The sequence below is a fragment of the Rossellomorea vietnamensis genome (assembly GCF_001305855.1).
GTDB classification, from domain to species: Bacteria; Bacillota; Bacilli; order Bacillales; family Bacillaceae_B; genus Rossellomorea; species Rossellomorea vietnamensis_A.
The window spans coordinates 315,083-326,379 of the sequence record NZ_LIXZ01000002.1 but is presented as its reverse complement, the minus strand read 5'-3'; the positions used below and the strand labels follow the sequence as shown (position 1 = coordinate 326,379).

The following is an 11,297-nucleotide window of genomic DNA, read 5'->3' as shown; positions in this document are numbered from 1 at the left end:
CTTCAGAGCTATATCGTATAGATAATTAACTACATCGCCCATTCGCCAAGCTATAATAGCCAAACTAATTGCTATAACTGTTAAACTTCCAACCTTAATTAGTTCTAACGTATCCTTCTCCAATAGTTCTCTCCCCTTAAACTAATTAATAGTTTCTTATTCCACTTTCCTGCCTGTTAATGAAAGAACTGAATATATATAGTTTTTATATTTATATTACCACATAATGTTAAAAATCCTTGAGGTATCAAAAAAACAATCATTTCATTCAACGTGCTAAAAGTATGCTCATTCACATACCAATTAAAATCCTCCTCCACAAAACTGAACTACTAAATGCAAATGCATCACGCTTTTTACCATGTTTACACAACATCCTCCACTCACTCGCATATACATGATACAAGCCTAGAGAGGAGGGGAATGTTTGAAACAACGTTATATACTCTGTTTACTCATCACAGGGGCACTCATCTACTACGGAGCCCCACGAATGTCTATTTTTGCAGAAGGCCTAAAAGGGTACTTCGCCATCGGCTGGCTCATCCTCGCCACCTGTGTCATAGCCGGAAACCTCGCCGCCCTGCTTTACACACCAAAAGGAACAGATAAGGGTAAGAAGTTGAAATCGAAGTCTGTTCGTAAGGTGAAATCACGATCATTTGGCTAAAGAAAAACGGGGCTTGTATCACTCAAAGCCCCGATTAAATTGAAACACCGCGCTTTTCACATTATAATAAACATATTAAGTAGGACGTTACAAAGAAGGGTGAAAAGCTTGGCTACAAAACACGAACAAATACTGGAGTACATAGACACCTTGCCTGTCGGAGAAAAAATCTCCGTCCGCCAAATCGCAAAAGCACTGACCGTCAGTGAAGGAACGGCATACCGGGCGATCAAGGATGCCGAAACGAAAGGCTACGTCAGCACCATCGAACGCGTCGGCACGATCCGCATCGAACAGAAGAAAAAAGAAAACATCGAAAAGCTCACCTACGCAGAAGTGGTCAATATCATCGATGGACAAGTACTCGGTGGACGATCCGGCCTGCATAAGATGCTCAACAAGTTTGTCATTGGAGCCATGAAGCTTGAAGCCATGATGAGATACACGGAAGCAGGGAACCTCTTGATCATCGGAAACCGGACCCAGGCCCAGGAACATGCCTTGCGAGCAGGGGCAGCCGTCCTGATCACAGGTGGATTCGATGCAGATGAAGACGTCAAGAAGCTCGCGGATGAACTCGAACTCCCGATCATCTCCACTTCCTATGACACCTTCACTGTCGCCACCATGATCAACCGGGCCATTTACGATCAGCTCATCAAAAAAGAGATCGTGTTAGTGGAAGACATTTTAACGAAAGTCGATGATACGATTTATCTGCATCTGGATGACACGTTGGAAGAATGGTTCGAAAAGAATCAGTACACCTTCCACAGCCGTTTCCCGGTCGTGGACCGCAACTTGAAAGTCCATGGTATGGTGACTTCAAAAGACGTCATGGGACAGGAAAAGTATGCTGGCATCGATAAGATCATGACGAAGCAGCCGATCACCGTCAGCCCGAACACGAGTGTCGCATCCGCCGCCCATATCATGATTTGGGAAGGGATCGAATTACTCCCTGTCGTCAATGAACAGAACAAACTGCAGGGGATCATCAGCCGTCAGGACGTACTGAAAGCCCTGCAAATGATTCAACGTCAGCCACAGGTTGGAGAAACAATCGATGACCTCATTTCGAATGCAGTGGAAGTAATAGGCGAGAAAAAAGATAACAAAGAAATCTACCAATTTGCCGTCACACCGCAGATGACGACGGGAATCGGAACGCTCTCTTATGGTGTATTCACGACCTTGATGACCGAAGCGGCTAATCGTGCACTAAAGCCCTATAAGAAAGGCGACCTCGTCATCGAAAATATGACCATCTACTTCATCAAACCGGTCCAGATGGAAAGCATACTGGAGATCCATCCGAAAGTACTCGACGTCGGAAGAAAATTTGGTAAAGTGGATGTAGAAGTATATAACGAAGGCGTGTTAATGGGGAAATCGCTGATGATTTGTCAGCTAATTGACCGGCGTTAATCAATAAAAAAGACTAGATTGAAATCTAGTCTTTCGTACCTTATTGGTTATCCAGTTCTTTCGCTTCCCTCTGTGCAAAAGGGAGCACATGCTTGTACATTTTATATCCAGCCCAGCAGCTTCCGAGTCCAATAAGGATGAAAAGCGCGCAGATGACATACGTCAGTGTACCAGGGAATAAAAACAGCTGATTGATCCCGAACAGGGCAACGAACAGCCCAAGGGCAATGCTTGCTTTCGCCGATAACCATTTCTTTTCCATCGGTCGTCGTGTTCGCACCTGTCTAATTTTATAAAAGACATAGAAGGTGAACGTGACGACGATCAGTAATGCGAGAAAATACATAGTTTTGTCCTCCATCGTTGACATCTCTCGCTACTATTTTACAGATAACCGAGCAGAATGCCAAATAAAAATTCCACCACAAAGGAGATTCCCATGAAAGAACAAATCCTGAATCTTATCAAACAATATGAAACGATCATTGTACATAGACATGTCCGACCGGATCCGGATGCATACGGATCACAGGGTGGACTCGTGGAAATGCTGAAAGCCTCATTCCCCGATAAGAACATTTACGCTGTTGGAAAAGAAGAAGAAACCCTTCATTACTTAAAACGTCTTGATGACATTGAAGATTCCGTATTCGAAGGGGCCCTGATTATTGTGTGTGATACGGCCAACGAAGAACGAATCTGTGACCGTCGCTATAAACTAGGAGACAAGCTTGTGAAAATTGATCACCATCCAAATGAGGATGCTTACGGGGATCACCTGTGGATCGATACGACGGCGAGCTCCGTCAGTGAAATGATCTATGAATTTTACCAGTTCGGAAAAGACAAGGGATTGACCCTTCCTGATTCAGGAGCACGACTTCTGTTCGCCGGGATCGTCGGTGATACAGGAAGATTCCTGTATCCAAGTACGACCCAGAAGACATTTGACATTGCGGGTGAATTGATCCGCTATGATTTCGACCGGAATGAATTGTTCAATAAAATGTATGAAGTCGATTCCAATGTCACGAAGCTTAACGGATATGTGCTGCAGAATTTCGAGATGGATGGAGATGGCTGCGGCATGATGGTCATGACGAAGGATATCCTCGAAGAGCACGCCGTCGTGCCATCAGAAGCGTCCCTTCTCGTCAGTACGTTAGGGAATGTGAAAGGCATGAAAGCATGGGTCTTCTTTATTGAAGAACATGATCAAATCAGGGTTCGCCTTCGTTCGAAGGGTCCCGTCATCAACACCATCGCCAAGAAATACAACGGTGGCGGACATCCCCTGGCAGCTGGTGCGTCCATTTATTCATGGGATGAGAAAGAAGAAGTGATGAAGGATTTACGGGAAGTGTGCAGGAATCATCAATAATATTAACGAAGAGTCGGCGGATGCCGGCTTTTTTGTTGACTGAATCATTCAGATAGGAAAGGGAAAAGGCACCACAGCTTTAAGATGAGCAGGAGCTTTTTCAAATTTGACAATCAACTCCGGTCCATCGACTGGGGTCTTTTTGTGTTCTCCCTTACGCCATGTCCCTCGAAAATAGGCTTATGCATCAGTAACAATACCCAGCGACTTTACATAAATTGTTGAGGATGATTCACCTTTATAGTGCATTGCCCTAAATGCCGGTAACTCTTTATAAAAAGACTCATGACTACACGTTTCGAGAGCCATATGATACTTTTTTGGGAGGTAATGAAGATATGAATAATTTTTATAATGAACTTCAAAGTTTGAATGTAGGTGATTTCCAGGCAACACAGCCCGTTTCCTGGGACCAGAATATGTACGATCCGAATGACGAACGGCTTTTCCTAGGAGGATTTGGAGGCTGCTTTGGTTTTGGATTCTCATGTTTCTTTAGTTGTTTTGGGTGCGGTGGTTGTGGAGGATGCTTCCGTTGCGGCGGGTGCGGAAGGTGTGGCGGAGGTGGCCGTTGTGGCGGCTGCGGAAGATGTGGACGCTGCGGTCGTTAATCGGCTTTTAGAATATCGTGTTCGGAATGACTCCTGTATGAGTTCGTGCAGGGGTCTTTTTATACATAAGGGACAAAGTGAGACTCATACTATGGTAATGACAGCCAAAATACAAGAGATAAGTGGGGGTAAGGAGGAGCATTATGGGAAAATTGGACCCTTCGATGCGTTTAAAAGTGAAGAGGGATACGTTTTACCTCCCTGAACCAAACAGCGGAGTTTACTTAAGGAATAACCTATGTTCATTCCGTATGGAAGGCAGTGGAATTGATCAATGGGTTGAGAAGATGCTGCCGATGTTCAACGGGGAGTACTCCCTTGAGGATTTGACGAGTGGACTGCCTGATCCTTATCGAAACAGGGTCATGGAAATAGCTGAGGTGTTGCTTAAGAATGGATTCGTTAGGGATGTAAGCAGGGACTTGCCACACGAACTGCCCCAACATGCAGTGGAAAAATTCGCATCACAGATTGAGTTCGTTGATAGTTTGGCAGATTCAGGTGCTTCACGGTTTGAAACCTATCGTCACGCCAATGTCCTGTCAGTGGGATCTGGTCCTTTTCTGATGTCAATGGTATCCTCATTGCTTGAATCAGGGTTGGCAAAATTGCGGGTTCTCGTGACGAATGAGGTACCGACGAACAGAAAAAGGCTCGTGGAACTTGTCGACCATGCCCGGAAGACAGATCCGGAGGTAGAGCTGATGGAAGTCCGGTTCAGTGAGGAGGGCTGGCGGGAGACTCTAGAGCCATACGATTCGATTTTATATGTGACTCAAAGCGAAAACCTCGAGGAACTCGACCTTCTTCAGGCCATTTGCAGGGCCGATCAAAAGCTGTTGATCCCTGCGGTTTGTCACAGGCAGAAAGGGATCGCAGGACCGATCATCCATCCTGATTCAGAGGCGGGGTGGGAATCTGCATGGAGGCGTCTCCACACGACTGCCTTGGGAACAGAAGATGAATTTCCTGCTGAATCGGCGGTTTCTGGAGCGATGATTGCGAACATGATCGTCTTTGAATTATTCAAAGAAATAACCGGGGTATCAAAACCTGATCAGCGCAACCGGGTCTTTCTGCTGGATACAGAAACCCTTGAAGGAAGCTGGCATTCTTTTTTACCCCACCCACTCGAAAGGGGACTTGGGGCTGAACCTGTGCTGAATCTTGAAACCCGGTTGGAACAGGGATCAGAAAGGTCGGATCCTGAAAAACTGCTGTATTTCTTCAGCCTGCTGACATCAAAAGAGACAGGAATCTTTCACGTATGGGAGGAAGGGGACACGAAGCAGCTGCCACTCGCTCAATGCCGCGTTCAGCCAGTCGACGCACGGTCTGAAGGTCCCGCAGAACTGCTGGATGAGGTGGTCTGCTGTGCTTTGACCCATGCAGAGGCACGCCGGGAAGCAGGGTTAAGGGGAATTGAGAAATATGCCTCAAAGTTTGGTGAATTGATCATCCCTCATGAGGCAGGTGATCACATGGCGGTCAGCACAGGGGCGACGTTCACAGAATGCATTGGCCGAGGCCTGCAGAAGTGTTTGACGGATGAGCTGAGAAAAAGAGAATCCGTTCAAAGGAATAGCATTTCCCGATGTGAATTAGAAGTGGTTGAAGATGAAACATGCCGTTTTTATCTAAAGGCACTGACCACGATGCAAAAGGAACCTGCCATCGGGATAGGGGAAGATTTGTCTGGATTTCCGGTCGTGTATATTCGTGGAAAGAATGGCTGGTACGGAAATACCGGTTTCACGATCACCATGGCGCTGAGGAACTCTCTGCAGCAGGCACTCTATCAAGCTCAGAACGGGGAGGATGCTTTAGACGCAAATCCTGTTGCCGTTGCTTTGGAGGAAGAGAATGTGCAGAGTATCAACATTCCGCCGGGTGAAGAGAGGATCGAGCCTGATAATCTGAAAGAAGCTCTTACCACTTTGAAATGGAATCAGAAACAGATAGTGGTATATGAACTGGGTATTGAACCTGCTCTAAAACAGGAGCTCGCAGGCGTGTTTGGTGTGCTGCTGAGAGAGGAGGAAGACTGATGAATTCTTTCTTAGTGATCGTGGGGGAGGGAATGTTGTCGGACCGTGTTTGTGCCGAACTGTCAGCCCGGTACCCCGTTTTCAGGCAAAAAAGCGTTGAAACGGGACTTCCGGCAAATACAGATTTGGTGCTGGTGTTGGATGATACATGGAATCCAAGCGCTCACCAGATGGCAGAAGAAGTCATGAGGGGGACCCAGGTTCCCTGGCTGAGAGGCTTCGTTTCGTTTGGAGAAGGAATCATCGGACCACTGGTTCAGCCGGACTCACCGGGTTGCTCCCAATGTGCCGATCTGCGCCGTCTCCTTGGCGGAAAAGAACGACATGAGATGCGGGCGGTACAAGGGAAACTCGCTGAAATTGGTGGAATGACGAAGGATCCGTGGGCTTCGAATACCGGATTGGCGCAAATGTCTCACATCATCACAGCAGAAGCTGTCAGGATACTGGAAGGTGCAAAGCCACATTTTCAGGGAAGGGTATGTTTGACCGAATTGAAAACATTGAACAGTTCCTGGCATTCATTCGTTCCCGACTCGTTATGCCCGATCTGCAGCAAGGTTCCGGAGGATTCAGCGGAATTAGCCCGTGTGACCCTCAAGTCCAGTCCGAAAATCCGTGCCGACAGTTTCCGATGTAAGTCCCTGGATGAAATAAAACCTGTTCTTGTCAACGATTATCTGGATAACCGGACCGGACTTTTTAACAGCAAGATGTATGACCTGGTGACGCCGTTTGCCGATGCGAGCGTCAATATGCCGATGCTCTCCGGTGATGAAGGGACAGCAGGCCGGACTCAAGTCTATTCAGACAGCGAGCTGACAGCCATCCTTGAAGGGTTGGAGCGTCACTGCGGATTGGAGCCTCGTGGTAAACGGACGGTTGTTCATGACAGCTACCGGAACGTGGAGGAACGTGCACTGAATCCTTTAGAGGTCGGCGTGCACACCGACGAACAGTACAGCATGCCGGGATTCCCATTTGAAAAGTTCGACCCTGACAGGGCCATCGACTGGGTGTGGGGATACTCACTCATCGAAGAGCGGCCGATTCTCGTCCCTGAGCTCCTTGCCTACTACAGTCTCGGCTGCGAATCATCCGGGTTTGTCTATGAAACGTCCAACGGCTGTGCCCTTGGAGGAAGCCGGGAGGAAGCGATTTTCTACGGAATCATGGAGGTCGTTGAGCGGGACTCGTTCCTTATGACCTGGTACGCAGAACTGGGGCTGCCTCGTCTCGATCCCGTGACAGCAGAAGACGAGGAGCTGCAGCTAATGATCGAACGGGTGCGTGCGGTCGCAGGGTATGATCTCTACTTGTATAACTCCACCATGGAACACGGAATTCCAAGCGTTTTTGCCATGGCCAAAAACAGGAAGGATACGGGATTGAATCTGATCCTCGCAGCAGGTGCCCATCTCGATCCTGTAAGAGCAGCCAAAAGCGCAATTCAGGAGATCGCCGGGATGATGCTGAATCTAGATGAAAAGCTGGAGAAGAACAGGGAGAAATATGAAAAGATGCTGTACGATGATTCCCTCGTCAGGCAGATGGATGATCACGGCATGTTGTATGGATTGCCACAGGCTGAAGAACGTTTTGCCTTTTTGAAGGACGCGAGCCGAGGCTTACAGAGTTTCCAGCAGGAATTCAATTGGCGATCGGAACACACCGATCTGGCGGATGACCTGAAGGAGATCCTAGAAAGATTCCGAAGCCGGAACCTTGACGTCATAGTCGTGGACCAAACTGCACCGGAACTTGAAAAGAACGGACTACACTGCGTGAAAGTCCTGATCCCCGGCATGCTTCCCATGACGTTCGGGCATCATCTCACCCGACTGACTGGCCTTGAAAGGGTCCTGAACGTCCCGGCAGAACGGGGATATAGGGACCGGCCATTGACAGTTGATGAGCTCAATCAAAAACCGCATCCGTTCCCTTAAGGTGTGAGGAGGTAAGGAGGATGAGTCTGGAAGCATTTTTGCACAATCTTCAATATGATATCAACCGGGCGAATCAGCCTAACTGGGAAGTGGACTGGGAGGATGGGCCTCTTCCCTATAAGCTGTACCGGGGATTGCCTGTTGTCCCGTTGAATTTAGAGATTCCATTGTCACTCACCGACGAGCAGCAGCCGTTAAAACCTGATGTAGAAAGAATTGGTCATTTTCTCTGGTATGTCTACGGCATATCCGGAGTAAGCCAGTCGGTGCATCCTGAAGATTTCGGGGAGGATGGGTCTTACCCCATCCACTCCTATCGGCGGTTTGCTCCATCGGGAGGGGCTCTGTATCCGAATGAACTCTATCTTTATTTAAAACTGGATGATCTTCCCCATGGAATCTATCATTATGATGCCGCCCACCACCGACTTGTCCTACTCAGGGACGGGAATGTCGATTCGTACGTAGAACGGGCACTTGGCAATCGCTGTGACATCTCGACGTGTTTTGCCACCGCCTTCATTTCAGTGAGATACTGGAAGAACTTTTTTAAATACAATAACTTCTCCTACCGGTTGCAGGGGCTTGATGCCGGCGTCCTAATGGGACAGTTCTTGGAAACATCCAAACGGTTCGGATTCGAGACAGGGGTGTATGCTCAATTTCTCGATTCCCCTATCAATCATTTGCTTGGACTTACTAAAGAAGAGGAAAGCGTCTATTCCGTCATTCCGCTTTCAGCTGGTGCAACGAATTGGGCTGGGAGGGGGAAGAATAGCGCAGTGACCGCTGAAGAATTATGCCGGGAGCTGCCCGCTATTTCTCTTGGACACTATGAAAGGTCTGGAAAGGTTCGAGAGTTTCCAAGGTTACTAGAGGTAAACGAGGCTTCTAAATTTAATTGCACAGGTGATTTTCAGACATTGGTGAAACAACCGGTTAGGAGAACAGAAGAAAAAGAAATCCAGCTTCCGGAGATCGAATCAGGCACGTATGATTTTGTGGAAGCATGCAACAAACGCCACTCCCCGGAAATGGATTTTGTAATGGGAAAGGTCAGTCAAGAGCAGTTTGCGACTTTATTGAAAAGTGCCACCCATTCATACTCGTTTAGAAGTGACCTGGACAACGTTTTTGACGGTCAAGAACCCCGTGTTTCCATTTACGGCTGTTTGTATAATGTAGAAGGCATCCCAAATGGCGCATACGCTTATGACAGCGGCCGCCATTCACTAAGGGAAATCGGTACCGGGGATTATCGTCTCCAGCTGCAATCCGGACTGTCACTTGATAACGTCAACTTGCTGCAGGTGCCGCTGTGCCTTCATATCATTGGGAGAAAAGATTACTTCAAAGATACCCTTGGCTACAGGGGTTACAGGATCATGCAAATGGAAGCGGGAATGCTCGTCCAGCGCCTTCTCTTGTCTTCTGCAGCGGCAGGGTTTGGGGGGCATCCGCTGCTTGGGTTTGATACGACGGTGACGGATGGGATTTACAAACTAGATTCTGAGAACCTGACGACCTTGATTCAGATACCGGTTGGACCGTTCAGGGAGAAGGCTTGGATGAGGGGGAGTTTGTTGAGCTGAGGAGGGGGAGCCGCGGGTACAGGTCTGTTGGCACTCTGAAATAGGAAGCGGTACCTGGACCTGTAGTGCTTTCAAACAAATCTCTCATATATGAACCTGATTGCCTCTAATAAGGCACATTATAAGTACATCTCAGGGGGAGGTCACATGGAGAGCACAATCAAAAGAAACATCAGAGTATTTATCGCAAGTCCCTTCTTCTGTGAGGAACAAGTCGACCGGGTACAAAGACTTGAACAATCCCTCATGAGGAACCCTTATGTGTCAGAAATCTTCTCCGCACGATTTCATCAATTCGAACACCTTGAATTTGGATCAAAGAGTGGAGGCGGAAAGTGTTCCAAAATGATCTGAGACATTTAAGGCGTTCCGATGTGCTGGTGGGAATCCGCGATTACGAAAGCAAGTACGTAGACAGCGGAACGGCATTTGAAATCGGGTATGCATACTCCATGAGAAAGCCCATCCTATTGATTAATGAAAAAAACTCAATCATGAATCACATGATGGCTAACAGTTTACATGCTTATTTCACAAAAGTGGAAGATCTGGCAACATACGATTTTCATCGGATGCCAAAAGTTACGTATGAGGGTACGGTGATATGATGTGTTTGCAAAGGAACAAGGAGACATCGCCTCTTTCAGGATGGATGGGGTGATGTTTTTTTAATTTGATGGTTATTTTGTTATAGGTCCAGTTAATGGAAGAAAGTATTGCTCAAAAGGAAAGTATTTGAAATAATTGGGATTATATTGTTTTTTTAAATAATGACAATTTATAAAAGGAGAGAATAATGAAAGAGAACAATAATAATAAAATCGATTTATCCATAATATTAATGCTTACTATCGGAGTCCCATCATACACTATAATCGTCTAAATATTAAAGAGTTTTAAGAAAAGGGGAATTGTAATGAATTCACAAACTTATATGTTGTTAGGATGGCTAAGTATTCTTACCAGTGGAGTCATTTATTCTTTAGAGCGATTAACTAGTGCAATTGTGTTTGTTGGTGTAAATGTTAGTGATGATGTGAGTATCTTGGTCCATTTTGATATTCCTGAAGAAGTTCTTTATGAAAGAGTAATTAAGAGTAAAAGAAGTACCAATATACTTAGAGGAGCTTATTCTAATTTTGAGGAAGTACTTTTCAGTCAACAGAGTGGTTCTATGAATAAAAATGTTGTGGATCCAGAAGAAGGGGAAGCAGATTATTTATTTGTGGTTAGAGATAATAAGGATGTTGATTCTGTAATTAAAGAAATCGTTCATATTGCAGGCTGTTTTGATTCATCTTCATCCTAATAGTAACTAAGAGGTCCCAAAACGTTTTAAACTTTAAAGAGGGCGTTTGCTGATCGGATTAAATGGTGGGAATCGAGAAGAAAGAAAAAGTGCACATCAATTTTATCTTAATATGGGGTATAAGGAAAAAAGTATCGGATTTTCAAAGAGTCTTGTTGAGGTAAAGGGCAATAATTAACAGGTTAATTGAAAACAATATACATATTTAGATGAATTTGGTAATATATTACTTAGAGATGTAAAGAGAGGGGAATTTATACACAATGTGGAATGCCTTGAAATGATTATCTAATTAGATAGAGGTGATAGCGA

Annotated in this window: 10 protein-coding genes and 1 pseudogene; 10 read left to right on the top strand and 1 reads right to left on the bottom strand. The window is 46.1% G+C overall.

Annotation, left to right across the window (positions count from 1 at the left end; genetic code table 11):
• The first annotated feature begins 427 nt into the window (after positions 1-427).
• Positions 428-670 (top strand): hypothetical protein, encoded by a 243-nt coding sequence (locus AM506_RS04755; RefSeq protein ID WP_060671316.1) that lies wholly within the window; start codon positions 428-430, stop codon positions 668-670.
• Positions 671-778: 108 nt separating this feature from the next.
• Positions 779-2,098: a DRTGG domain-containing protein gene (locus tag AM506_RS04750; protein WP_060671314.1), complete on the top strand. Its 1,320-nt coding sequence runs from the start codon at positions 779-781 to the stop codon at positions 2,096-2,098.
• A 40-nt stretch (positions 2,099-2,138) separates the two neighbouring features.
• On the opposite strand, the gene AM506_RS04745 is transcribed toward AM506_RS04750, so the two are convergent.
• Positions 2,139-2,444: a YtpI family protein gene (locus AM506_RS04745; RefSeq protein ID WP_060671312.1), complete on the bottom strand. Its 306-nt coding sequence runs from the start codon at positions 2,442-2,444 to the stop codon at positions 2,139-2,141.
• Between the two features lie 93 nt (positions 2,445-2,537).
• Between AM506_RS04745 and AM506_RS04740 the strand changes: the two genes are divergently transcribed.
• From AM506_RS04740 to AM506_RS04710, 8 genes and pseudogenes are all read left to right on the top strand, one after another.
• Positions 2,538-3,479: a DHH family phosphoesterase gene (locus tag AM506_RS04740; RefSeq protein ID WP_060671310.1), complete on the top strand. Its 942-nt coding sequence runs from the start codon at positions 2,538-2,540 to the stop codon at positions 3,477-3,479.
• A gap of 338 nt (positions 3,480-3,817) precedes the next feature.
• A complete protein-coding gene (locus AM506_RS22010) occupies positions 3,818-4,090 on the top strand; it encodes a heterocycloanthracin/sonorensin family bacteriocin (protein ID WP_082386231.1) in 273 nt (90 codons plus the stop codon).
• A 143-nt stretch (positions 4,091-4,233) separates the two neighbouring features.
• The gene (locus AM506_RS04730; RefSeq protein WP_060671306.1) at positions 4,234-6,138 is read left to right on the top strand and encodes a putative thiazole-containing bacteriocin maturation protein; all 1,905 of its coding nucleotides are present in this window, start codon (positions 4,234-4,236) and stop codon (positions 6,136-6,138) included.
• Positions 6,138-8,084 carry a TOMM precursor leader peptide-binding protein gene (locus AM506_RS04725; RefSeq protein WP_060671304.1) on the top strand — a complete coding sequence of 649 codons (1,947 nt, stop codon included), beginning with the start codon at positions 6,138-6,140 and terminating at the stop codon, positions 8,082-8,084. The genes AM506_RS04730 and AM506_RS04725 overlap by 1 nt, the downstream gene beginning before the upstream one ends.
• Before the next feature lie 20 nt (positions 8,085-8,104).
• A complete protein-coding gene (locus AM506_RS04720) occupies positions 8,105-9,676 on the top strand; it encodes a SagB family peptide dehydrogenase (protein ID WP_060671302.1) in 1,572 nt (523 codons plus the stop codon).
• Between the two features lie 147 nt (positions 9,677-9,823).
• Entirely contained in the window at positions 9,824-10,030 is a 207-nt protein-coding gene (locus AM506_RS23075; protein ID WP_235576041.1) for a hypothetical protein, read from the top strand.
• A complete protein-coding gene (locus tag AM506_RS23070; RefSeq protein ID WP_235576040.1) occupies positions 10,012-10,284 on the top strand; it encodes a nucleoside 2-deoxyribosyltransferase in 273 nt (90 codons plus the stop codon). Before AM506_RS23075 ends, AM506_RS23070 begins: the two co-directional genes overlap by 19 nt.
• 428 nt (positions 10,285-10,712) lie before the next feature.
• Positions 10,713-10,985 (top strand): annotated as a pseudogene (locus AM506_RS04710) (ATP-binding protein); the annotation flags it as partial.
• Positions 10,986-11,297 lie beyond the last annotated feature (312 nt).

Excerpts from the sequence above, each read along its gene's own strand:
- AM506_RS04730 (WP_060671306.1), top strand. The coding sequence starts at position 4,234 with ATGGGAAAATTGGACCCTTCGATGCGTTTAAAAGTGAAGAGGGATACG.
- AM506_RS22010 (WP_082386231.1), top strand. The coding sequence starts at position 3,818 with ATGAATAATTTTTATAATGAACTTCAAAGTTTGAATGTAGGTGATTTC.
- AM506_RS04725 (WP_060671304.1), top strand. The coding sequence starts at position 6,138 with ATGAATTCTTTCTTAGTGATCGTGGGGGAGGGAATGTTGTCGGACCGT.
- AM506_RS23075 (WP_235576041.1), top strand. The coding sequence starts at position 9,824 with ATGGAGAGCACAATCAAAAGAAACATCAGAGTATTTATCGCAAGTCCC.
- AM506_RS04720 (WP_060671302.1), top strand. The coding sequence starts at position 8,105 with ATGAGTCTGGAAGCATTTTTGCACAATCTTCAATATGATATCAACCGG.
- AM506_RS04745 (WP_060671312.1), bottom strand. The coding sequence starts at position 2,444 with ATGTATTTTCTCGCATTACTGATCGTCGTCACGTTCACCTTCTATGTC.
- AM506_RS04740 (WP_060671310.1), top strand. The coding sequence starts at position 2,538 with ATGAAAGAACAAATCCTGAATCTTATCAAACAATATGAAACGATCATT.